At 71.0% G+C, this 23,624-nt stretch carries 17 protein-coding genes and 1 other RNA gene; 7 read left to right on the plus strand and 11 right to left on the minus strand.

What is annotated here, in order from left to right; all coding sequences use genetic code 11:
- Positions 1-101: 101 nt before the first annotated feature.
- From ssrA to ftsE, 5 genes are all read right to left on the minus strand, one after another.
- Positions 102-490: a transfer-messenger RNA gene (ssrA, locus tag ACWGKJ_RS27680) on the minus strand.
- Positions 491-620: 130 nt separating this feature from the next.
- The gene (smpB, locus tag ACWGKJ_RS27685) at positions 621-1,100 is read right to left on the minus strand and encodes an SsrA-binding protein SmpB (protein ID WP_385031680.1); all 480 of its coding nucleotides are present in this window, start codon (positions 1,098-1,100) and stop codon (positions 621-623) included.
- A gap of 18 nt (positions 1,101-1,118) precedes the next feature.
- Positions 1,119-2,288, minus strand: a complete 1,170-nt coding sequence (locus ACWGKJ_RS27690) for a S41 family peptidase (RefSeq protein ID WP_385031677.1) — start codon at positions 2,286-2,288, stop codon at positions 1,119-1,121.
- Positions 2,289-2,356: 68 nt separating this feature from the next.
- The gene (gene ftsX / locus ACWGKJ_RS27695) at positions 2,357-3,277 is read right to left on the minus strand and encodes a permease-like cell division protein FtsX (RefSeq protein ID WP_327297304.1); all 921 of its coding nucleotides are present in this window, start codon (positions 3,275-3,277) and stop codon (positions 2,357-2,359) included.
- A 9-nt stretch (positions 3,278-3,286) separates the two neighbouring features.
- On the minus strand, positions 3,287-3,976 hold the full coding sequence (gene ftsE, locus ACWGKJ_RS27700) for a cell division ATP-binding protein FtsE (protein WP_164266073.1): 690 nt from the start codon (positions 3,974-3,976) through the stop codon (positions 3,287-3,289).
- Positions 3,977-4,222: 246 nt separating this feature from the next.
- Between ftsE and ACWGKJ_RS27705 the strand changes: the two genes are divergently transcribed.
- Complete coding sequence (locus ACWGKJ_RS27705) at positions 4,223-4,417, plus strand: hypothetical protein (protein WP_385031673.1); 195 nt, start codon at positions 4,223-4,225, stop codon at positions 4,415-4,417.
- A 113-nt stretch (positions 4,418-4,530) separates the two neighbouring features.
- On the opposite strand, the gene ACWGKJ_RS27710 is transcribed toward ACWGKJ_RS27705, so the two are convergent.
- The 4 genes from ACWGKJ_RS27710 to ACWGKJ_RS27725 form a co-directional block, all read right to left on the minus strand.
- On the minus strand, positions 4,531-5,421 hold the full coding sequence (locus ACWGKJ_RS27710) for a hypothetical protein (RefSeq protein WP_385031670.1): 891 nt from the start codon (positions 5,419-5,421) through the stop codon (positions 4,531-4,533).
- A gap of 304 nt (positions 5,422-5,725) precedes the next feature.
- Positions 5,726-6,832, minus strand: coding sequence for a peptide chain release factor 2 (prfB, locus tag ACWGKJ_RS27715; RefSeq protein WP_385031667.1), 1,107 nt, complete (start codon positions 6,830-6,832; stop codon positions 5,726-5,728).
- Positions 6,833-6,900: 68 nt separating this feature from the next.
- A complete protein-coding gene (locus ACWGKJ_RS27720; protein WP_453315844.1) occupies positions 6,901-8,181 on the minus strand; it encodes a serine/threonine-protein kinase in 1,281 nt (426 codons plus the stop codon).
- A gap of 338 nt (positions 8,182-8,519) precedes the next feature.
- Positions 8,520-10,187, minus strand: coding sequence for a serine/threonine-protein kinase (locus tag ACWGKJ_RS27725; RefSeq protein WP_385031661.1), 1,668 nt, complete (start codon positions 10,185-10,187; stop codon positions 8,520-8,522).
- Between the two features lie 566 nt (positions 10,188-10,753).
- Here ACWGKJ_RS27725 and ACWGKJ_RS27730 point away from each other — a divergent pair.
- The 5 genes from ACWGKJ_RS27730 to ACWGKJ_RS27750 all read left to right on the plus strand — a co-directional run bounded on the left by ACWGKJ_RS27730 (position 10,754) and on the right by ACWGKJ_RS27750 (position 19,264).
- A complete protein-coding gene (locus ACWGKJ_RS27730) occupies positions 10,754-14,437 on the plus strand; it encodes an FtsK/SpoIIIE domain-containing protein (RefSeq protein ID WP_385031658.1) in 3,684 nt (1,227 codons plus the stop codon).
- Positions 14,438-14,591: 154 nt separating this feature from the next.
- Positions 14,592-16,022, plus strand: coding sequence for an ABC transporter substrate-binding protein (locus tag ACWGKJ_RS27735; protein ID WP_385031656.1), 1,431 nt, complete (start codon positions 14,592-14,594; stop codon positions 16,020-16,022).
- 7 nt (positions 16,023-16,029) lie between these two features.
- Entirely contained in the window at positions 16,030-17,379 is a 1,350-nt protein-coding gene (locus tag ACWGKJ_RS27740; protein WP_385031653.1) for a carbohydrate ABC transporter permease, read from the plus strand.
- Between the two features lie 14 nt (positions 17,380-17,393).
- The gene (locus ACWGKJ_RS27745; RefSeq protein ID WP_385031687.1) at positions 17,394-18,302 is read left to right on the plus strand and encodes a carbohydrate ABC transporter permease; all 909 of its coding nucleotides are present in this window, start codon (positions 17,394-17,396) and stop codon (positions 18,300-18,302) included.
- Between the two features lie 164 nt (positions 18,303-18,466).
- Positions 18,467-19,264, plus strand: a complete 798-nt coding sequence (locus ACWGKJ_RS27750) for a class I SAM-dependent methyltransferase (protein ID WP_385031651.1) — start codon at positions 18,467-18,469, stop codon at positions 19,262-19,264.
- A 96-nt stretch (positions 19,265-19,360) separates the two neighbouring features.
- On the opposite strand, the gene ACWGKJ_RS27755 is transcribed toward ACWGKJ_RS27750, so the two are convergent.
- Both ACWGKJ_RS27755 and ACWGKJ_RS27760 read right to left on the minus strand, forming a co-directional pair.
- A complete protein-coding gene (locus ACWGKJ_RS27755) occupies positions 19,361-21,364 on the minus strand; it encodes a glycosyltransferase family 2 protein (protein WP_453315845.1) in 2,004 nt (667 codons plus the stop codon).
- A gap of 377 nt (positions 21,365-21,741) precedes the next feature.
- The gene (locus tag ACWGKJ_RS27760; RefSeq protein ID WP_385031645.1) at positions 21,742-22,350 is read right to left on the minus strand and encodes a TetR/AcrR family transcriptional regulator; all 609 of its coding nucleotides are present in this window, start codon (positions 22,348-22,350) and stop codon (positions 21,742-21,744) included.
- 322 nt (positions 22,351-22,672) lie between these two features.
- Here ACWGKJ_RS27760 and ACWGKJ_RS27765 point away from each other — a divergent pair, with 322 nt between their 5' ends.
- Positions 22,673-23,611 (plus strand): ABC transporter permease, encoded by a 939-nt coding sequence (locus tag ACWGKJ_RS27765; RefSeq protein ID WP_385031642.1) that lies wholly within the window; start codon positions 22,673-22,675, stop codon positions 23,609-23,611.
- The last annotated feature ends 13 nt before the right edge of the window (positions 23,612-23,624 follow it).

The raw sequence follows: 23,624 nt of genomic DNA on the forward strand, positions 1-23,624 counted from the left end.
CCGCCGGGACGTCCCGGCGGCCACTGCCCGGCCACACGACACACAGAAAAAGGCTCATGCCCCACCGGAACAATCCGGCAGGGCATGAGCCACACATGGGGTGGTGGAGATGGCGGGAATCGAACCCGCGTCCAACGGTGCCGGACCAGGGCTTCTCCGAGCGCAGTTCGCTGCGATTTTCTCGGCCCCGGAGATCTCGCGAACAAGTCTCCGACAGGCCCAGTCACTGTTTGGTTTCCCACTGATCCCCGTGACCGGGACCAGTGGTTTAGTTCCCTAGCTTATGCCAGGATCCGGGTCGGGAACTTCCCCGGGCTGACACCCATTTAGGGTCCTTCAGTCACTGCTTATTAGGCAGCGAGGGCGAAGGACTGGGAATCGCGCTTAGAATTGGCGATTATTTTTTGCGACATATGGTTTACGAGATCATTGCCGCTTCCTCGGCTCGCTTCCCCTGCTTCAACAGCCGCTGTCGAAACCGATCATCCCCATGTTGATTTTTCAAGGTGGTACCGCGCCCCGTGGGGTGCAGTGCCATCGTACGTGACCAACGTACGGCGGTGCCACTGTATTCCCCGCAGGTCGGCGTCCCCGCCAGGTCCACGTCCCCGCGGGGCCGGTCAGGCGCGCTGCTTCCTGCGGGCCGCCGAGATCGCCCGGTCCGTCTCGCGGCGGTCCTGCTTCTCGCGGAGAGTCTGCCGCTTGTCGTACTCCTTCTTGCCCTTCGCCAGCGCGATCTCGACCTTGGCCCGGCCGTCCTTGAAGTACAGCGCCAGGGGCACGATCGTGTGGCCCGACTCCTGGGACTTCGACTCCAGCTTGTCGATCTCCATGCGGTGCATCAGCAGCTTCCGCTTCCGGCGCGCGCTGTGGTTGGTCCAGGTGCCCTGCGTGTACTCCGGTACATGCACGTTGTGCAGCCAGGCCTCGTGGTTGTCGATCTGGACGAAGCCGTCGACCAGCGACGCCCGGCCCATCCGCAGCGACTTCACCTCGGTACCGGTCAGGACCAGCCCGCACTCGTATGTGTCGAGGATCAGGTAGTCGTGCCGTGCCTTCTTGTGCTGGGCGATCATCTTCCGCCCGGTTTCCTTAGCCATAGTGCGTCCATTTTCGCACTACGCCCCTCCCCCGAGGCCACTCAATACTGTCTCCGCCCGCGCCTCGGCCCGGTCGCCCGCTGTCACGTCCGGGGTGATGCCCCGGCCGTCCACGCTGCGGCCCGCCGGTGTGCGGTAGTGGCCGACGGTGAGCTCCGCCACTGAGCCGCCGGGCAGCGCGCTCGGCATCTGGACCGAGCCCTTGCCGAAGGTGCGGGAACCGACCGTGACCGCCCGGCCACGGTCCTGGAGGGCCCCGGTGAGCAGCTCGGCCGCGCTCATCGTGCCGCCGTCGATCAGGACGACCAGCGGCCGGCCCGTGTCGCCGCCCCGCTGTGCGTAGAGGGCGCGCTGTGCGCCGTGCACGTCGTACGTGGCGACCAGACCGCCGTCCAGGAGCGCGGAGGCGGCCGTGGTGGCCTCGGCGACCAGGCCGCCGCTGTTCCCCCGCAGGTCCAGCAGGATGCCGCCACCCGCCGGAGCCGCCCGTACGGCCTCCCGCACCCGGGCTCCGGAGCCCCTGGTGAAGGCGGTGACCTTGATCCGGGTCGCCCGGCCCGGCAGCCGTGTCACGGTGACCGGGTCGGTGGTGAGCCTGGCCCGGTGCAGGGTCCTCGTCACGGTGTCGTCTCCGCGCCGTACGCCGACGACCACCGGCGTACCGGGGACGGACGCGCGGTCGCCGCCGCGCAGCTGCGAGAGCACATCGGTGACCGGCCGGGTGCCGACCTGGCGGCCGTCGATCGTACGGAGCAGGTCGCCGGCGCGCAGTCCGGCCCGCGCGGCCGGGCCGCCGGGCTGGACCCTGGCCACCTCGATGCGGCCGTCCCGGCCGCGCCTGGCCCACAGGCCGACGCCGGTGTACTCGCCGTCGAGGGCGTCCTCGAACTGCTCGTAGCCGCTCCGGTCGTACACGGCGCCCCAGCGGTCGCCGCTGCGGCTGACTATCCCCTCGGCGGCCTTCGTACCGGACTTGCCGTCGGCGACCGCATCCGAAGCGGCCCTGGCGAGTTCGGCGCCGTCGACGGTGGACGCGGCGCTGCCGGTACGGGCCGGGCGCGGCGTATGCCCGTCGCCGGGCAGGGAGTTGGTGGCCGCAGCCGTGGCGAGAACGCTCACGAAGACCAACGTCAGAGCCGCCCCGCGGCGAAGGCTGCGGGGCGGCTCGACGAATTCCGGGCCTGACATGGCGACCACTGTAGACCGACGCCCGTGTGCCGTATGGGGCGTTCACCCCGCGGCACACAGGGCGTGTCTCACACCTTCAGGTACTTGCGCAACGCGAAGAGAGCGGCGAGTGCGGGCATCAGCAGCCCGATCGCGAGCACCAGCGGCAGTTTCGACAGCACGGCGTCCCAGCCGATGAAGTCGATCAGGTTCAGCTTCTCGTGCAGGGCGAGGCCGTGGTCGATCAGGAAGTAGCGGCCGACGAGCAGCATTCCGCAGGCCACGAGTCCGCCCAGCAGACCGGCGAACGCGGCCTCCATGATGAACGGCATCTGGATGTAGAAGCTGGACGCGCCCACCAGGCGCATGATCCCGGTCTCGCGTCTGCGGCTGAACGCCGACACCCGCACGGTGTTGACGATCAGCATCAGCGCGATCACGAGCATCAGGGCCATCACACAGAGCGCGGCCACATTCATGCCGTTGAGGAGCGCGAAGAGGTTCTCCAGGATGCCGCGCTGGTCCTGGACGGTCATGACACCGTCCCGGCCGGCGAACGCGGTGGCGATCACCTTGTACTTGGTGGGGTCCTTGAGCTTGACGCGGAACGACGACTGGAGCTGGTCCGGCGTGATGGAGCCCGTCATCGGGGCGCCCTTGAACTCCTGCTGGTAGTGCTTGTACGCCTCGTCTGTGCTCTCGTAACTGACCTTCTGGACCAGGTCGGTCATCTTGTTGAGATCGGTCTCTATCGACTTCTTCTGCTCCTCGGTCACCGGACCCTTGGCGCACTTCGGGGTGGATTCCACATCACCCTTGGAGCAGAGGAAGATCGAGACGTTGACCTTGTCGTACCAGTAGCCCTTCATCGTGTTCACCTGGTCGCGCATGAGCAGCGAGCCACCGAACAGGGCGAGGGACAGGGCGACGGAGACGATGACCGCGAAGGTCATCGTGAGATTGCGGCGGAGACCCACGCCGATCTCCGACAGGACGAACTGGGCGCGCATGGCGTCCTTTCAGTGCTGGTAGCCGTAGACGCCGCGCGACTGGTCGCGTACGAGACGGCCCTTCTCAAGTTCAATGACGCGCTTGCGCATCTGGTCGACGATCTGCTGGTCGTGAGTGGCCATCACCACGGTGGTACCGGTGCGGTTGATCCGGTCCAGCAGCTTCATGATGCCGACGGAGGTCTGCGGGTCGAGGTTGCCGGTCGGCTCGTCCGCGATCAGCAGCATGGGGCGGTTGACGAAGGCGCGCGCGATGGCCACGCGCTGCTGTTCACCACCGGAGAGTTCACCGGGCATCCGGTCCTCCTTGCCGCCGAGGCCGACGAGGTCGAGGACCTGGGGGACGGCCTTGCGGATCTCTCCGCGCGGCTTGCCGATGACCTCCTGCGCGAACGCGACGTTCTCCGCGACGGTCTTGTTCGGCAGCAGCCGGAAGTCCTGGAAGACCGTGCCGAGCTGGCGGCGCATCTGCGGCACCTTCCAGTTCGACAGGCGCGCGAGGTCCTTGCCGAGGACGTGCACCATGCCGTGGCTGGTGCGCTCCTCGCGCAGGACGAGCCTCAGAAAAGTCGACTTGCCCGAGCCGGATGAACCCACCAGGAAGACGAACTCTCCCTTCTCGATCTCAAGGGAGACATCCCGCAGGGCGGGGCGGTTCTGCTTGGGGTAGGTCTTGGAGACGTTGTCGAATCGGATCACGAGTGCACCACGTCGGCCGGGAATAGGTGAGCGTGACATTACGCGAAGCCGGAGTGCGCCCGCATGCAGCATCCGCCGATGCGTGGTATGTCCGCGTTGGCCCCGGGTACGGACCGGGCGGAATCAGGCGGGGCGCGCCGAAACGCGCGGAAGCTGGCACAGTGGTAAGGGGAACAGTTGCGGTTCGCCGGGCGTTGTCGGGAGTGACAGCGCGTGGAACGGCTCCGCCGCATGGGAGGAGTGCGCATGACCTACGACCGATTGGTGTGCGCCCATTGCGCGTCCCCTGTCAGTGAGGGCCGCTGCCAGGTCTGCCGGGCCAGCAGGGAGCGCCTCCAGCAGCAGGAAGGCCCCTTCGGCGGAGTGCACCCGCTGGTGCTGATCGGTGCGCTGATCGTGCTGATGGCCGCGGTGGCCCTGCTGGCGCATCAGGCCGTCTGAGAGCCGCCGGATCGTCCGAGAGCTTCACCGGGCATCCGAGAGCTTCACCGAGCATGGGGAAGGGCCCCGGGTTCCGTTCGGAATCCGGGGCCCTTCCTCGTACGCGCTGGACGTCAGGCGAGGTTTCCGCCACGGCCGGCGAGACGCGGCAGCATACGGAAGCCGATGCCGCCGGCGATCATCGTGGCCGCACCGATGATCAGGAACGTGGTCTCACCCGCACCGGTCTCGGCGAGTTCCTGCTTGGGCTTGCCCTGCTCGACCGGCTGGGAGCCGATGTTGTCGGGCTGGGTGCCGGTGACGGAACCGCCGGTCGTGGAACCGCCCGTGGAGGAACCGCCGGTCGACGAGGAGCCGTTGCTGGCGGAGCCGGAGGTGCCGCCGTGGTGGCCGCCGCCGGTGGAGCCGGAGTTACCGCCGTTGTCGCCGCCGCCCGTGGTCGAGCCGCTGGTGGACGAGCCACCGGACTGGTCGCCGCCGCTCGTGTCACCGCCCGTGGCGTTGCCACCGGACTGGTCGCCACCGGCAGCGTTGCCACCGGACTCGTCACCACCCGCAGCGTTACCGCCCGACTGGTCACCACCGGCAGCGTTACCGCCGGACTCGTCACCACCGGCAGCGTTACCGCCGGACTCGTCACCACCCGCGGCGTTACCGCCCGACTGGTCACCACCGGCAGCGTTGCCACCGGACTCGTCACCACCCGCAGCGTTACCGCCCGACTGGTCACCACCCGCAGCGTTGCCACCGGACTCGTCACCACCCGCGGCATTACCGCCGGACTGGTCACCGCTGGTGCCACCGGGCGTGCAGGTCGGGTCGAGCGGCGAGCAGTCGCCGCCACCGCCGTTGTCGCCGTCGTCGTCGCCACCGGTGTGGATCGAAAGGCCGGGAAGGTTGATATCCGCGGCCTGTGCCGCGCCCGCGGCGGTCAGCGAAGCGCCTGCGGCGATCACTGCGCCTGCAGCTATGCGCGCTACGCGAATCCGCGTCTTCTTGGTCATCTGGCTGCTACCCCCAGTAGCTTCATTGTCAATGGTGCAGCGCACGGGGCAGGCAGGCCGTAGGGGTCATGTGGTCCGTCCCCCCGATCACACGCGCCCCAGAATTACGCATGCCGCGTGTCACTTTTCCGAGTTTTAAGAAGCGCGTCAAGGCCGTTGCGGGCGCGATGCCTGAAATGCAGTGACTTGCCCGGCGTACGGGAATACGACTGTGACGCAGTAGGGGAACTACCGTCTCCAGGACGGCAGTTCCCCTACTCACCATGTCGATAAAGCGCTGGTTCGACGGCGCCGGAGAGGCGGTCTACTTCTCCTGCTGCTTGCGCCAGCGAATTCCGGCTTCGAGGAAGCCGTCGATCTCACCGTCGAGCACCGACTGCGGGTTGCCGACCTCGTACTCCGTACGCAGGTCCTTGACCATCTGGTACGGGTGCAGGACGTACGAACGCATCTGGTTGCCCCAGGAGTTGCCGCCGTCGCCCTTGAGCGAGTCCATCAGCGCCTGCTCCTCCTGGCGGCGGCGCTCCAGGAGCTTGGCCTGCAGCACGTTCATCGCGCTGGCCTTGTTCTGGATCTGCGAGCGCTCGTTCTGGCAGGAGACGACGATGCCGGTGGGGATGTGGGTCAGCCGGACCGCGGAGTCCGTGGTGTTGACGCCCTGGCCGCCGGGGCCCGAGGCGCGGTAGACGTCCACGCGCAGCTCGGTCTCGTCGATCTCGACGTGGTCGGTCTTCTCCACCACCGGGAGCACCTCGACACCCGCGAAGGACGTCTGGCGGCGCCCCTGGTTGTCGAAGGGCGAGATACGGACCAGCCGGTGGGTGCCCTGCTCGACCGAGAGCGTGCCGTACGCGTACGGCGCCTTCACGACGAAGGTGGTCGACTTGATGCCGGCCTCCTCCGCGTACGACGTCTCGTAGACCTCGGTGCCGTAGCCGTGCCGCTCGGACCAGCGGAGGTACATGCGCTGGAGCTGTTCGGCGAAGTCCGCCGCGTCGACGCCGCCGGCCTCCGCGCGGATGTTGACGAGCGCCTCACGGGCGTCGTACTCGCCGGAGAGGAGGGTGCGGACCTCCATCTCGTCGAGCGCCTTGCGCACGGCCTCCAGCTCCGACTCGGCCTCGGCGAAGGTGTCGGCGTCGTCCTCGGCCTCGGCGAGCTCGAAGAGCACACCCAGGTCGTCGATCCGCCCGCGCAGCGTCGCCGTCTTGCGGACCTCGGCCTGCAGGTGGGAAAGCTTGCTGGTGATCTTCTGGGCCTCTTCCGGGTCGTCCCACAGGGACGGCGCCGCGGCCTGCTCCTCCAGCACGGCGATATCGGCCCTCAGCTTGTCGAGGTCCAGGACGGCCTCGATCGACCCCATGGTCGAGGAGAGGGACTTCAGCTCTTCGGATACATCGACGACTGCCACGCCACCAGCGTAACGGCTTGGAGCGGGGGCGGTCCCCGGCCCTTGCGATCGGGCTGCCTCCCGCGCCGCTACGGGCCGGACGGCGCCGACTGGTGGCTGTCCTGCGGGGCCCGTCCGCCGTCGTCGCCCGACGATGTGGCCAGCCAGCCGCCGACGCCCACCGCGGCGGCGACGACCAGGGCGGCGGCGCCCAGCTTGATACGGCGCTTGCGCACCGCCTCGGCGGTGGAGCGGTGGCGGGCCGAGCCGGGCCTGCTCGGGGAGCGGGGCGCGCGGGCCGTGCCCAGGGGGCCGCCCGCCAGTTCGTCGGGGGCCGGGACACGCATGCTCGTATGGGTGTCCCGGTTGGAGTCGGCCGATGAGCCGGGGACGAGCGGGACCGCGCCGCGGCGGCGGCCCTCGGTGGGCGGGGACGGTTCGTACGCCGTCCCCTCCTGAGGCTGCTCCCCCGGCTCCGCTTCATCGGGCTCGTCCACATCGAGCGGCGGGATGCCCGCGAGGTGCGGGAGCTGCGCGCGCAGCCGCTCGCCCAGCTCGGACGCGCGCAGCCGGGACGCCGGGGCCTTCGCGAGGCACTGGACCAGCAGCTGCCAGAGGTCGTCGGGGATGCCGGGCAGCGGTACGACGGTCTCGGTGACATGGCGGCGCAGGACCGCGCCGGGGTGTCCGCCGCCGAAGGGGGTGAAGCCCGCGAGGAGTTCGTAGAGGACCGTCGCCAGGGCGTAGATGTCGACGGAGGCGCGCGGCGGCAGGCCCTCGATGATCTCGGGGGCGAGGTAGTCGGGGGTACCGATGATCTTCGAAGCCTGGGGGCGGCCCGGTCCGGCCGGGCTCGCGGGCAGCGCCCGGCGCGGGGCGTCGATGAGCTTGGCGACACCGAAGTCGGTGAGCAGGGCCGGGTGCGAACCGCCGGGGCCGAGCGGGCCCTGCATGTCCAGGAGGATGTTCTCCGGCTTGACGTCGCGGTGCACGACGCCCGCGGAGTGCGCGGCGGCGAGACCGTCCGCGATGTCCGCGACGATGGCCACGGCGGCCTCGGGGCTGAGGCGGCGCTCGCGGTCGAGGCGGGTGCGCAGGTCGGTGCCCCGGACCAGGTCCATGACGAGGGCGAGGTCGTTGCCGTCCACGACGAGGTCGCGTACGGAGACGACGTGCGGGTGGTCGAGGCCGAGCAGCGCGGTGCGCTCCTGTACGAAGCGGCCGACCAGCTCCTGGTCGGCCGCGAGGTCCTCACGCAGCAGCTTGACGGCGACCGGGCCCGACGGCCCCTCGCCCAGCCACACCGTGCCCGCGCTCCCGCGCCCCAGGATCTGGTGCGCGGTGTACCGGCTGCCGATCTTCCGTGCCAAGACTGCTCCCTCAGCGGCTGGCGCTGTACCGGGCCCGGGGCTGCGTCCCTGGACGGAAGCAGGGTCTCCGGGCGGTCTCCGGCTCCCAAAATACGCGGGTGCCGGGGTGTTCCGTGCCCCGGATGACAGGAACCCTCACTTCTGCGGGGGTAATTCATTTCGCGGAAGTCGACATGTATACAGACCGGGCCCCGGGGCGGTAATCCGGACCGGGTCCGGTACACGGACCGGGCCGGGCCGGGCCGGGCCGGTAATACCGACCCGGGGCCGGGTACGGCGTGCTGTCCGACCCGGCCGTCCCGTGCGTACTGTCCGACCCGGCCGTCCCGCGCGTGCTGTCAGTTTCCGCCGGAGCTGCCGAGCCCCTGTACGAAGTCCTTGACCGAGTGGTACCCGTCGGAGATCTCCGAGAGGAAGCTCTTGGAGGTGCCGATCCAGTGCTGCAGCGGGGTCAGTTCCCAGATCAGCCAGGAGCCGACGAAGAGGATCACGACCATGAAGAGGCAGCCCTTGAGGCAGCCGAGGCCGGGGATCTTCATCGGGTTGGCGCTGCGCTGCCGCGGCGGCCGGGGCTCGCGCGGGGCACGTGCCTGGGGCTGCTGCGGGGGTTCGTACGGCTGCTGAGGGCGCTGCTGCGGCCGGCGCTGCGGTGCGTACTGCTGTTGCTGGGGCTGCTGTTGCTGCTGCTGCTGCTGCTGGGGTGCGTACCGCTGCTGCTGGGGCGGGTACTGCTGCTGGGGCTGCCGGTACTGCGGCGGCTGCTGGGGCCGCTGCGGCCGGTGGCGCAGCGGGTCCTGCTCCGGCGCCAGATACTGCACCTGGGTCTGCTCGTTGCGGTCGCGGGCCGCGCTGAGCTGGCTCTGCCAGGGGTGCGGCTGCTCGGAGTCCTGGGCCCCGCCGGGCACGGGCGGCAGCACGGCGGTCGGATCCGCGGCGCCGGGCCCCGGGCGTCCGTCCGGGCCGGGCGCGCCGGTGCTGGGCAGCACGCTGGTGCGCGCGTTGGGGTCGTACGCCCCGGCGTTCGCCCCGGCGTTGTTCGGCAGGACCTGGGTGGGGTCGGCGGCGCCGGGCGTCTCGGGCACCTCCGCGGGCGCGGGGTCCGGTGCCAGCAGCGCGCCCACCCCGAGTGCGGCGGCGACCTGCGCGGGCGTGGCGCGGACGCCGATGCCGTCGGCGACCGTACGCAGCCCGCGGGCCAGGTTCTCCGCGCTGGGGCGGCGGTCCGGGTCCTTGCTGAGGCAGCGCTCTATGACCGTCCAGAGCGCCTCGGGGACGGTGGTGGGCCTGCGCGGGTCCTCGTTGAGGTGGCGCTGGAGGACTTCGAGGGCCGTGCCGCCCGCGAACGGGGGCCGTCCGGTGACCAGTTCGTACAGCAGGATGCCCGCGCCGTAGATGTCGACAGCGGAGGTCTGCGGGCGGCCCTCGGCGGACTCCGGTGCGACATAGGCGGGCGTGCCGACGAACTCGTGGGTACGGGTCAGGCCGGGCGAGTCCGCGAGGCGGGCGATGCCGAAGTCGGTGAGCATCGGGTGCATCTGGCCGTCGGCGTCCTGCTTGACCAGGACGTTCGCGGGCTTCAGGTCGCGGTGGACGACACCGTCCGCGTGGCTGGCGGCCAGTGCGTCGGCGATCTGGGCGGTGAGCAGTGCGGCGGCGACCGGGCTGAACGGGCCGTTCTCCCGAAGATAGCGGTGCAGGTCCGGGCCGTCGATCAGGTCCATGACGAGCGCCAGGAGATCGCCCTCGACGACGAGGTCCCTGGTCCGCACGATGTTGGGGTGGGTCAGCCGCAGCAGGACGGAGCGCTCCCGCAGGAAGCGCATCACCACGTCCGGGTCGCTCGCCAGCTCCTCCTTGAGGACCTTGATCGCCACGGTCTCGCCGGGCTGACCGGCGACGGCCGCCTCGGCCCCTGCGGTCTCCCGCTGGCTGGCACGCCAGACGGTGCCCGTGGCGCCGCGTCCCAGCGGCTCCTCGAGCAGGTACTTGCTGCCTACGGGCCGCACGTCATGCGCTCCCTGTGATCGTCGTCCCTTGCCTGGTCCACCGGCCCCCCGCCCGGATGTCCGCCCCACTCTAGTGCCGCTCATGGGGGTACCGGCCGATGATCTTCCGGAGCTGCTTCCGCTCCGTCCGGTGGTTGTGACGGCCGGTGGCCGGGATCGGGTTCCGGGGCCGGTTCCAGCCGGTCGACGGCCGGTTTCCAGCCGTCTTCCAGCCCTTTTCCAGCCGTGTTTCCGCTGGAGTCCAACGCCTCCAGCCGGTTCCCACTGGTTCCAGTTGTGTTCGAAGGCAAGACGCCAGGAGCGTCCCGATGGTTGCCGCGGTGCGCCCGCCTGCGCCTCCTGGCAGGTCAGCCGCGATCCCAACCAGGCACTTTTACGTCCAGAGCCGACCATTCAAGATCACTTGGCCGTGACCGCCGGGCGTGTTGTCAGTGGCAGATGCGAGGATGCCTTCAGCACGGAGTTGTGGGGCCGGGGGCCCGGGAATCCGTGCCGACCTGCCGGGTGGGGGAGATCACAGGGCGGCTCCTGCCAGGCACCCTCCGCAGAAGGGACCGCTGACGGCTATGCAGATCCGGCTGACCGTCCTCGCGCCGCGCAGCGGCCGCTCCGTGTCCGAGGCGCGCTCCTGCGACGTGCTCGTCACCGCCCCGGCCGGGGCGGCGCTGGCCACCGTCGCGTCCGGCCTCGCCACGGCGGCCGCGGGCCCGGAGGGCACGGGTTCGGGAAGCGTCGTGCTGTACGCGGGCGGGCACCGCCTCGACCTGCAGCGCTCCGCCCTCGGTGAGCCCCCGCTCGTGGACGGAGCGGTGCTCTCGCTCCAGGTCCCGGCCGATGGGGACGACCGGGGCGACGGATCGGCCACCCAGCTCCATGTGGTCGCCGGGCCGGACGCGGGCGGTGTCCATCTGCTGCACGGCGGACAGATCCGTATCGGCCGCTCCGCCGATGCGGATGTCCCGCTGGACGACCCGGACGTCTCACGCATGCACTGCGCGGTGACGGTGGAGCAGGACGGCCGGGTGACGGTCGCCGACCTCGGCTCGACCAACGGCACGACGCTGGACGGCTCGGGCGTCGCCGCCGCCCCGGTCCGTATGACACCGGGCTCCCTGCTCCGGATCGGTGAGTCGGCGCTGCGGATCACGACGGCGGACGGCGGAGCGCAGGACGGGATCGCGGCCGTCCCGGACGGCGAAGGCCATCTGCGGGTCGCCCGCGCCGGCACGGCCCCTGCGCCGACGGGCCCGGGAACGGCCGGTACGGCAGCGGGCGGACCGGCGGCGGGCAGTGGACCGGCGGCCGTTGGCGGACCGGCGGCGGGCGGCGGACAGGCGGCGGGTGCAGGTACGCGTACAGGAGCGGATGCGGGCCCCGGTGCCGGTCCCGGTGCGAACGGTTACGGGACGGGTGAGGTCCGGTACGGGACGGTGCCCGCTCAGGCCACCGGCCCCACAGACACCCGTACGGGGCCCGGCCCCGGCGCCCTCCCCCATTCCGGCCCCGGGGCCGGGAGCGACGCCGCCGCTTCCCCCGAGGCCCGGATACCCGAACAGGGCGGCGCTCCTGGCGCCTCCCGTGGCGGCGGGCCGGGCTCGCGGCGCGTCAGCACGGTCGGTGCCCAGCGGCCGCACGACCCCTACAGCAATCTCTACGACGAGGCCGCGGCGGCCTACGCCCAGGACGCCGAATTCGCCTCCCGGGGCCGCCAGGGCACGCCCGCGCGCGGCACCAGGCTGCGGCCCGACCGGAGCGCGGAGACCCACGAACGCGCACAGGACGGCTTCGACACCGGCCGCACCCGCGGCACCGGCCGCTCCGATCCCAGGAGCGCTCCGAACAGCACAAACAGGACGAACGGCACGGGCGGCACGGGTGCCATCGCCCCCGGCCCCACCGCTGCCCCCCATGGCCCAGGCAGCGGCGACACGACCGGCACACACACCACCGGCACCGGCACCGGCACCGGCACCGACCCGACCGGCCCCCGCGGCAGCGGCGCCCCCGCCCCCCAAAGCGCCCCCGGGACGGACGACGGCGCGCGCAGACGGGGCGGTATAGGGGCCTGGGCGAGGCGGCTCACCGGCGGCCGGCCCGACGCCGTACGCGACAGGCCCCTGCCGGGCAGCAGGTCCGCGGACCCGTCCGGCGCACCGCAGGACCCGGCGGCCGGGGTGCCCGGCGCGGACACCTGGCCCGATCCGGCCGCCCTGCTGCTCACCGCGCTGGGCCCGGGACCCCGGCTCTGGGAGCGCGCCCCCGACCACCGTGAGGCGCTCGTCATCCGGCTCGGCACCGCCGACAGGACCGGCCCCGGCGGGGGCGGTGTGGTGCCTGCCGTGCCCGTGACGGTCTCGCTCCGCGAGGCCGGTTCACTCGGGCTGGCCGGGCCCCGTGAGCGGCTGGCCGGTCTGGCCCGTTCGGCGGTCGCCCAGCTCGCCGCGCTGCATCCGCCGACGGACCTGGAGATCGTCCTGGTCAGTACGGACCGGGGGCGCTCCCTCGATGCGCGCACGTCCGACTGGGGCTGGCTCGGCTGGCTGCCGCATGTCCGGCCCGCACACGGCCAGGACTGCCGGCTCCTGCTGGCCTACGACAGGGAACAGGCGACAGCCCGTACCGCCGAGCTGGTGCGCCGGCTGGACGACGGCCCGCTGGGAACGGGCTGGGCGTCCGCCGAGCCGGGCGCGGTCTCGGCGGCGGCCGAGCGGTACGACGGCCCCGCCACCCTGCTGATCGTCGACGGCGACCCCGGCTCGGCCGCCCTGCGCGAGACCACCGCGCGGCTGGCCTCGGCGGGCGCCGCCTGCGGGGTGCATGTCCTCTGTCTCGCGGAGACCGCGGCGGCCTCCCCCGCCTCCCCGCTCGAAACGACCTACGAAGCCGCCTGCGCCGCCTCGCTCGCCTTCCGCGAGTGCGGGGCCGCCGCCCTGCTGAGCGGCGATGTGGCCACCGCGCTGCGGCTGCTGCGTACCGCGCGCGGAATCCATCCGGCGGCGGCCGGGCAGTCCGCGAGCCGTGGCACGTTCGCCGTGGTCGACGCGGTGTCGGCGGCCTGGGCCGAGCGGTTCGGCCGGGCGCTCGCACCTCTGCGGGCCGACGCGTCGGTGGCCGGCACCCCCGCCCGGCAGGCCGCGGCGCTGCCCGCCTCGTCCCGGCTCCTGGACGAGCTGGGGCTGGCCCGCGCCACGCCCGCATCGCTGATGGCCCGCTGGGCCGCCGCGGCCGAGACGACCGCCGTGCTCGGCGCCGGGCCGCGCGGCCCGGTCACCGTGGACCTGGCCACCGAGGGGCCGCATCTGCTCATCGAGGGTCCGCCGGGCAGCGGCCGTACGGAGCTGCTGCGCGCCATCGCGGCCTCGCTGGCGGCAGCCGCCCGGCCGGACCGGCTCGGGCTGATCCTGGTCGACGGGGCGGGCGGCGAGCGCGGCGAGGGCCTGCGGGCCTGTACGGAGCTGCCGCACGCCTCGACCTGTCTGGTGGCGTCCGACCCGGTCCGGATGCGGGAGTTCGCGCAGGCGCTCGGCGGCGAGCTGAAGCGCCGGGCCGAGCTGCTCGGCACGGGCAGCTTCGCCGAGTGGCACCGGACCCGGGCGGTGGCGGAGCGGGTGGTGGGACCGCGCCGGCCCGGCCAGGAAGAGCAGAGCGGCGACATCGAGTCACCGACCAGCGGCACGCTGCGGCTGCGCCCGGCCGGAGCGCGCACCGACCCGATGCCCGGCCCCACACCGCTCCCCCGGCTCGTGGTGATCGTCGACGACTTCGACGCGCTGGTCGCACCGGCGCTCGGCAGCCCCGGGCGCCCCACCGCGGGCTCGGTCGTCCGGGCGCTGGACGCGGTGGCCAGGGAAGGCGAGCGGCTCGGCGTCCACCTGATCGCCGCATCGGCACGGCCGGACCGTACGGCGGACACCGAGCTGGCCCGGGTCAGCGGGCTGCGGGTGGTGCTCGACGCCCCGCCGTCCTCCCCCGCGCCGGACGCCCCGGCGCCGGGCCGGGGCAGGCTGGGCCGCCCCGACCGGGGCGTGACACCGTTCCAGGGCGGCCGGGTGACGGGCCGTATTCCGCGTACGGCGACACTGCGGCCGACCGTCGTCCCGCTGGAGTGGGAGCGGATGGGCGACCCGCCGGCCCGCCGCCCCGTCCGTGAACTCGGCAATGGCCCAACGGACTTGGCACTGCTGGCCAGCGCCCTGGAGCGGGCCGCGCGGTCGGTCGACGCGATGTCCATACCCTCCCTGAATGCCTGACGTAACGTCACAGGCCCATCACGATCGGATACTTGGACCACGGTCCGGTATTGCGGCCCCGGAGTGACCCGGCGTAGGACTGTGCCCACGGGGCGACGGCGTCGCCGATGTCATGGGCGCGTCAGCCGTACGCGCACGGGAGAGGTCGGGGCAGATGCGCACTACAGGCACAGCTCTGCGTTCACGCAGAGCCTTTCCATACTCGGGTCCGCATTCGGGCGGCGCCGTTCTGCGTTCGCGCAGGACCGTTCTGGCGGTGCTGGCCGCGGGTTCGCTCGTCCTGGCCGCGGGATGCGGCAGCGACAGCAAGAAGGACACCGGGAGCGACAAGCCCGCCGGAAAGAGCAGCGCCTCCGCGTCCGGGGTCGAGCTGCCCGCTCTGAAGGGTACGAAGCTCGAAGTGGCCGCCGTCTGGACCGGCCCCGAGCAGGCGAACTTCATCAAGGTGCTCAAGGAGTTCGAGAAGCGGACCGGGGCCTCGGTCACCTTCGTGCCCGCGCAGGACCCGATCGTCAACTTCCTCGGGACGAAGATCGCCGGTGGCGCACCGCCGGACGTGGCGATGATGCCGCAGGTCGGCGCGATCACCCAGGCCGTGGCCAAGAAGTGGGCGAAGCCGGTGGGCCCGGACGCGCAGGCACAGCTGGACAAGAACTACGCGCAGGTCTGGAAGGACCTCGGCGCGGTCGGCGGCAAGCAGTACGGCGTGTACTTCAAGGCCGCCAACAAGTCGCTGGTCTGGTACAACGCCAAGGCGCTGCAGAACGCGGGGGCGAGTGAGCCCAGGACCTGGCCGGACTTCCTCAAGACGGCCGAGACCGTGTCGGCCTCGGGTGTCACCCCGGTCTCGGTGGGCGGAGCGGACGGCTGGACGCTGACCGACTGGTTCGAGAACGTCTATCTCTCCCAGGCGGGCCCGGAGAAGTACGACCAGCTGGCCCAGCACAAGATCAAGTGGACGGACCCCTCGGTGAAGGCGGCGCTGACGACGCTCGCGCAGCTCTTCGGCAAGCCGTCGCTCATCGCGGGCGGTGCGGACGGCGCGCTCCAGACCGAGTTCCCCGCCTCGGTGACCCAGACCTTCACCGGCGGTGACCAGCCCAAGGGTGCGATGGTCTTCGAGGGCGACTTCGCGCAGACCAACATCGCGCAGACCAAGGCGAAGGTGGGGACCGACGCGAAGGTCTTCCCGTTCCCCGCGGTGGGCGCCAAGGCGCCGGTGGTGACCGGCGGCGACGCCGCGGTGATCCTCAAGGACTCCAAGGGGGCGCAGGCGCTGCTGACCTGGCTGGCCTCCACGGACGCGGCGAAGATCGCCGCGGGCTCCGGCGGCTTCGTCTCGCCCAACAAGGGCCTGGATCTGTCGGCGTACCCCAATGACGTCCAGCGCACCATCGCCAAGGCGCTGGTCGCGGCGGGCGACGACATCCGCTTCGACATGTCGGACCAGGCGCCGCAGTCCTTCGGCGGTACGCCGGGCAAGGGCGAGTGGAAGGACCTCCAGGACTTCCTGAAGAACCCGAAGGACATCGCGGGGACCCAGCAGAAGCTGGAGTCCGACGCGGCCAAGGCGTACAAGAACTGACGCGGCGATGACTTCCGCTGTCGCGGGGGACGCCCTCAACGGGGCGCCCCCCGCCGGAAAGCCGCACAAGAGCGTGACAGGCACACGTAAAGTCCTGGCGGCGGTCTTCCTGCTGCCCGCCCTGGTGCTGCTCGGCGCGCTCGTGGTCTACCCGATCGGGTACTCGGTCTACCGGTCCTTCTTCGACCAGGCAGGCTCCCGCTTCATCGGCATCGACAACTACCGGACTCTCTTCACCGACGACGCGATCCGCACCGCGATCAAGAACACCGCGATCTGGGTCGTGGTCGCCCCGACCGTCGCCACCGTGCTCGGGCTGATCTTCGCCGTACTCACCGAACGGGTGCGCTGGGGAACGGCGTTCAAGCTGGTCGTCTTCATGCCGATGGCCATCTCGATGCTCGCCGCCGGCATCATCTTCCGGCTGGTGTACGAGCAGGACCCGGGGCGCGGGGTGGCCAACGCCGTCTGGGTGGGTGTGCATGACACGTTCGCCGAGTCCGCCGGATACCCGGGGGCGCACCCGCTGCCGGTGGCCCCGCTGAAGTCCGGTGGCGGCGGCGCGTTCCTGACCAGGCAGCCGGTACACGCGGGCGCCCCGGTCCGGCTGCCGCTCGTCGGCGTACTGCCCACGAAGATGCCCTCGTCGGCGAAGCCCGCCAGAGCCCCGGAGGCTGCGGCAGGTTCGGTGTCCGGCACCGCCTGGCTGGACTTCACCCTGGGCGGCGGCGGCCGGCCGAACGTCATCGACCCCAAGGAGCGGGGGCTCAAGGGCGTCACGGTCGAGGCGGTCAAGGGCGGCAAGGTGGTGGCGAGCGCCAAGGCGGCGCCCGACGGTACGTTCACCCTGCCCGCGGCGGCGGACGGGGCGCTGCTGCGGCTGCCCGCGTCGAACTTCCGCGAACCGTACAACGGCGTCAACTGGCTCGGGCCGACGCTGGTCACCCCGTCGATCATCGGCAGTTACGTCTGGATGTGGGCCGGGTTCGCCATGGTGCTGATCGCGGCGGGCCTTGCCGGGCTCCCGCGTGAACTCCTCGAACAGGCCCGGGTGGACGGGGCCGGCGAGTGGCAGGTGTTCCGCCGGATCACCATCCCGCTGCTCGCACCGGTCCTCGCGGTGGTGCTCGTCACGCTGATGATCAACGTCCTGAAGATCTTCGACCTGGTCTTCATCGTGGCGCCCGGCTCCTCGCAGGACGACGCCAACGTCCTGGCGCTCCAGCTCTACCGCTCGTCGTTCGGCACGGACGCGGATCTGGGGACCGGCAGCGCCATCGCCGTACTGCTGCTGCTCCTGGTCGTCCCGATCATGCTCGTCAACATCCGCAGAATGCGGAAGGAGGGGCGCCGATGACCACCGAAGCGCAGATGCCCGCGCCACGGGCAGCCGGTGAGCGGTTGCCCGCGCCCGCTCCCGTAAGGGCGAAGGAGCCGCTGGCCGCCCGGATCGCGGCTCGGGCGGGCTCCACGGTGATGCGGGTCTTCCTCGTCCTGGCCGGTCTGTTCTGGCTGATGCCGACGATCGGCCTGCTGCTGTCCTCGCTGCGCGGCTCGTCCGACATCGCGGCTTCCGGCTGGTGGAAGGTCTTCACCGCGCCCTCGCAGCTGACCTTCGACAACTACTCCAGGATCCTCGACAACAAGGTCATCACCGACTCCCTGCTGAGCACGGTCATGATCACCGTCCCGGCGACCGTCCTGGTGGTGGTCATCGGCTCGCTCGCCGCGTACGCCTTCGCCTGGATGGACTTCCCCGGCCGCGACTGGTGGTTCCTGATCGTGGTCGGCCTGCTGGTCGTACCGGTCCAGGTGGCCCTGATCCCGGTCTCGGAACTCTTCGGTGAGATCGGGCTCTTCGAGACGACGGCGGGGGTGGTCCTCTTCCATGTGGCGTTCGGGCTGCCGTTCGCGATCTTCCTGCTGAGGAACTTCTTCGCGGAGATCCCGAGGGAGCTGCTGGAGGCGGCGCGGCTGGACGGGGCCGGGGAGATCCGGCTGTTCACCCGGGTCGTGATGCCGCTCGGCGGCCCGGCCATCGCCTCGCTGGGGATCTTCCAGTTCCTCTGGGTGTGGAACGACATGCTGGTCGCCCTGATCTTCGCGGACTCCAAGCACCCGCCGATCACGGTCGCGCTCCAGCAGCAGGTCCGGCAGTTCGGCAACAACATCGATGTGCTGGCACCCGGCGCGTTCATCTCGATGGTGATCCCGCTGGCGGTGTTCTTCGCCTTCCAGCGGCAGTTCGTCAACGGCGTCATGGCGGGCGCGGTGAAGTAGCCGGCCGGGGTCCGTCCTCTCACCGCCCACCTGGGGCTACTGCCCGAAAGGGTGGTTCGGGCGGGCCGGGACGGGCTCCCGCGCAACCGCGCCTGCCCGCCTTCGTTAACCCCGGCATGGCCTTTTGATCACGATGTGCCATCCCCCCACGTGAGAGAGCCCCCATGCACAGGCACGAATTCCTCCAGCGGCTGCACGCGGTGCTGAAGCCGCGCACCTATCTGGAGATCGGGACCAACGACGGACGGAGCCTCGCCCTCTCGCGGGTCCCCAGCATCGCGGTCGACCCGGCCCCGAAGATCCGGACGCGGCTGCACTGCGACCTCCAGCTGGTGACATCGACCAGCGACACCTTCTTCGCCGGCCGGCAGCCGATGGGGCATCTGATGAGCTGCCGCAACCCGCTGCGCAACATGCGCAAGGGCCGCCCGCTGCTCGGCGCGTACACCGGTGCCAACCAGGTCGACCTGGCGTTCATCGACGGGATGCACCTCTTCGAGTACGCCCTGCGCGACTTCATCAACACCGAGCGGTTCACCGGCTGGTCGAGCGTCGTGGTCCTCGACGACATGCTGCCGCGCAACAACGCGGAAGCCGTCCGCGAGCGCACGAAGCCGTCCGGGCCGTGGACCGGGGACGTGTACAAGTTCATCCCGGTGGTCGCCAAGCACCGGCCGGACCTGATCACCGTCCAGGTCGACACCCAGCCGACCGGTGTCTTCCTGGTGTTCGGCACCGACCGGTCGAACACGGTGCTCAAGGACGGTTACGACGCGATCGCCGCCGAGTGGCTGACGCCGGACCCGCAGAAGGTCCCGGAGGCACTGCTCGAACGGGTGGAGGCCGTCGAACCCGAGGCCCTGCTCGGCTCACGGATCTGGCCGACGCTCGCCCGCAGGCGCGGCCGGACCGCGAGCCTGCGCACGGTCCGGGCGGAACTGGCGGCGCTGCGGGGGTACTGAAACCGCGGGGTATCGAAACCGCCGGGCACTGAAACCGCTGAGTACTCAAACCACTGGGTACTCAAACCGCTGAGTACTGAAGCGCCGCCGCCCGTCCTACCGCGTCGCGGCCATCCGCCGGGCCCTGCGCACCGCCCGCCCCACAACGCCGCGCCGGAGGGTCCGCATCAGGCGGGCCCGCCGCTGCGCCAGGCTCCGGCGCGGGCGGCGGACCGTCAGCGCGCCGGATGCCTCCGACGCGACGAGCACCAGGGGCAGCGGGGTGCGCTCCGCCTCCTCGCTGCCCACGCTCACCGCCATCTTCCAGGTGCCCGGGGGCAGTTGGCCTTCGGGCCGGTCGGCGCACAGCACCGTCCCGGCCCGTCCCGTGGACCTGGTCAGCGTCGCGGCCACCCGTACGGCGTCGTGGGCACCCTTGCGGTCGGTGAGGTGGAGCGCGGCGGGTACTGCGCCGGCGGACTCGGTGCGCAGCGGCAGCAGCATCTCCAGGAGCAGCGGCCCGTCCATCAGCCGGACCTCACGGACGCTGAGCTTCCGGTACTCCCCGCCGAGTACACCGGTCGTCGCACCGACATCGAGCGAGAGATTGCCGTGCGCCGCGGTCCAGTACGGTGCGACGAGCTGTGCGGGCTCGCCCACCAGCGCCGCCTGCCGGCCGGCCGTGACCGCGTCGGACCGTACCGAGCCGAGCCTGACGTTCTTGTTCCACCCGCTCTGGTGGACGCGCACCAGCACATCCCAGATGCCGGTGCCCAGGGGCGCGCCGCCGGCCGCCGTGCCGGGGGTGACGGTCGCGGTCCCCCGCAGCACCAGCCGGAAATCCCCGGCCCGGGGGCCGTCCACCCGCTCCCTGGTGAACTCGACGGGCTGGTAGAACTCGGCGGCGCTCGACCGTTCCCTCACCACCAGTTCGACCTTGGCCCGGTCGGCAGCGTCCAGGGGTTTCACTCCGAGCTGCGCGAGCATCTCGGGGCTGTCGAGACCGTCGGGCAGGCCGATCAGCTCGTCGCCGCCCTCCCTGACGTAGTGGACCGGCTCGTCGCCCGCCCGCAGCCCGGCCGTGAACGCCAGCTTCAGCGCGTCGCCTTCCCAGGCGAGCCCAGTGAGTTCGGTGTGCGCGGCGATGCCGCTCTCCCAGCGGGCGAAGCGCTCGACGTCCGGGTAGCGGTCGGCCTTGATGAGCGCGCCGACGAGTTGCTGCGTGGGCAGCAGGGATGCGGTGACCCCCGGCCCGAACCGCTCCACGGCGATCTTGTGCATCTCCTGGAACATGTCCTGCCGGTAGCCGTCGTCCGGCGTGGCCAGCAGCCGGGCGCCGCGCATCCGCTCGATCATCTCGTTGCGGAACCACCGCCGGTACAGCTTGTCGCGCAGCGGCCCCGGTTCGGTGTACTTCTCCACGACGTCGAGTGCCTCGCCGAGGTTGTGGAAGTAGCCCACCGGCTCGATACGCCGGAAGCCCGCGTTGGAGGCGTCGTCGCGCTTGACGTGGTAGTAGCAGACGTAGTCGCTGAGGACGGCGACGCTCTTCGCCCGCAGATACGCCTCGGTGACGAAGACATGGTCCTCAAGACGGCGGCGCCCTTCGAGGAAGCGCAGCCCCGTCTCCTCCAGGAAGGATCGGCGGAACATCTTGTGCGGCGTGAGGCTGTCGATCAGCGGGGCGTTCTTCACGGTGGCGCGCGGCCGGTTGACGCGGAAGAGTTCGCGCGGCACGGGCCGCCCCTTGCCGGCCATCTTGCCCACGACGACATCGGCGCCGTGCTTGACGCCGTAGTCGTACATCCGCTCCAGCGCCTCGTCGCCCAGCCAGTCGTCATTGTCGACGAACATCACGAACTCGCCCTGCGCTGCGGCGATCCCGACATTGCGCGGCTTGCCCGACCAGCCGGAGTTCTCCTGGTGGACGACGTGGATCAGCGGGTGCTCGGCAGCGAGCCGGTCCAGGCGCTCGGCGGTGCCGTCCGTGGAACCGTCGTCCACGAAGACCGCTTCGTACGCGTCGTCGGGAAGGGACTGTCTCAGCAGCGAAGCGATGCAGTCCTCGATGTAGGGCCCCGGATTGTAGACCGGGATGATCACGCTGACTCGGATGGTCATGCTGTGCACTCGTTTCCCACTGCTCTGCGCCGGCGATCTCTCGTTGCGGGTGCACAGTACTATCGCCACGATCATTCGCCCCAGCGGGCCGACCTGTCGTGTCCCGGGCAGATTTACCCGGATTCGGCCCTGCTCAGCGGTTGTGCGGCACTTGTCGGTGCCGGTTACGGCGCGGTGGAAGCCACGATTCCAGGGCGTCGGCCTCGCACAGGCGCGCGCAAAGGGAGAGTCACGGCTCCGTTCCGGGCGGGCAATGAGAGGTTCCGGGCGGGCGGCCCGTAGCCCGGACGGCTCCGGCCTCGATCCCGGGCGGTCCGTCCTCGACCCCCGGCGTCCGCCCCCGCCGCCCCGCCCGGGTCCGGGCGTCCGCCCCCGCCCTACGCCTTGAGCGCCGCCACCGCGGCCGAGGCGAGTCCGTCCAGATAGCCCTTGGGCAGGTCGTCCCTGACCACCGCGAGCCGCCAGTAGAGCGGGCCCACGATCAGTTCGAGCGCCCGTGCGGGGTCGGCACCGGCCGGCAGGTCACCGCGGGCCACCGCGTCGCGGACGACCGCGGCCGCGACGCCCTTCTGGCTGTCGAGAAGCGCCGCCTTGATCGCGTCGGCGATCTCCGGCTGGCGGGCGGCCTCGACCAGCAGATCGGGGATGACCTGCGAGGCGACGGGGTGGCGCAGCGCGGTCGACGCCACGGCGAGCAGGGCGCGTACATCGCCGTACAGCGAGCCGGTCGCGGGCGCGGGCAGGCCCTGCACCGCGAACGCCGTGACCAGATCGAGGACCAGATACAGCTTCGACTTCCAGCGGCGGTAGACCGCGGTCTTGCCGACACCGGCCCGGCGGGCGATGGCCTCGATGGACATCCGCGCGTATCCGACAGCCGCCAGCTCCTCGAAGACGGCGGCGCGGATCGCCTCCGTCACATCCTCCCGGAGCACTGCGGCTCCAGCGGGGGCCCGGCGGGTCGTACGAGGGTCAGGGGATGCCATGGGGAGAAGTTTACCTATTCGTCGCGACGATACGGTTGCGTTTCGACGTCAATCCGTCCTAACCTCGGCGTTACGACGATACGTATCCGTTGCGACGTGTGCCACGGGGTGTTCACACCCGTGCTTCCCTTTCTTCCGTGTGGAGCCGGTCGACTTCTTCCGTGTGGAGCCGGTCGACCCGGCCCCCTCCGGTGAAACCCCGCCGGACTCCATCGCCCCGACGAACGTCCCCGAACGCCCCGAAAACCCAGAACACCCAGAACACCCGCGAAGACCATCGGATCTCGTCGAACCCTGTCGAACTCTGTCGAAAGCGAATGCTGTGATCCCCACGACAGCCCGGACCGCGCCCGCCACGGAGGCGGCCGTTCCGAGGGTCTCCCCGCAGCCCCCGCAGGATCTGGCCGCGCTGGCCGCCGCACACGGCCTGACCATCAGCGGCGCCCGCCCTCCGCTGTTCACGTACATCCGCAGGACCTGGGGGCGCCGGCACTTCATCACCGCCTTCGCCACCGCCCGGCTGACCGCGCAGTACAGCCAGGCGAAGCTGGGGCAGATCTGGCAGATCATGACACCGCTGCTGAACGCGGCGGTCTACTACTTCATCTTCGGTGTCCTGCTCGGCACCAGCCACGGAGTCCCCGACTTCATCCCGTTCCTGGTGACCGGCGTCTTCATCTGGACGTTCACCAGCAACTCGATCCAGACGGGCACCCGGGCGATCAGCGGCAGCCTCGGCCTGGTGCGCGCGCTGCACTTCCCCCGGGCCTCGCTGCCCATCGCGTACGCCGTCCAGCAGCTCCAGCAGCTGCTCTTCTCGATGGGCGCGCTGGTCGTCATCCTGGTCTGCTTCGGCAAGTACCCGACGGTCAGCTGGGTGCTCGCGGTCCCGGCGCTGGTGCTTCAGGCGCTGTTCAACACGGGCGTCTCGATGGTCATGGCCAGGCTCGCGGCCAAGACCCCGGACGTCTCCCAGCTGATGCCGTTCATCCTGCGCACCTGGATGTACGTCTCGGGCGTGATGTGGAGCATCAAGAAGGTGCTGGCCCACGACCACCTCCCGCACCTCGTACTGCTGTCGCTGCAGGCCAATCCGGCCGCCGTCTACATCGATCTCATGCGTTACGCGCTCATCGACAGCTACCACGCGAACCAGCTCCCGCCGCACGTCTGGGCGCTGGCGGTCTTCTGGGCGGTCCTCGCAGGGGCGGGCGGCTTTATCTACTTCTGGAAGGCAGAGGAGCAGTACGGACGTGGCTGAGTACGAGAGGGGC

Source organism: Streptomyces sp. NPDC054757 (assembly GCF_053612185.1).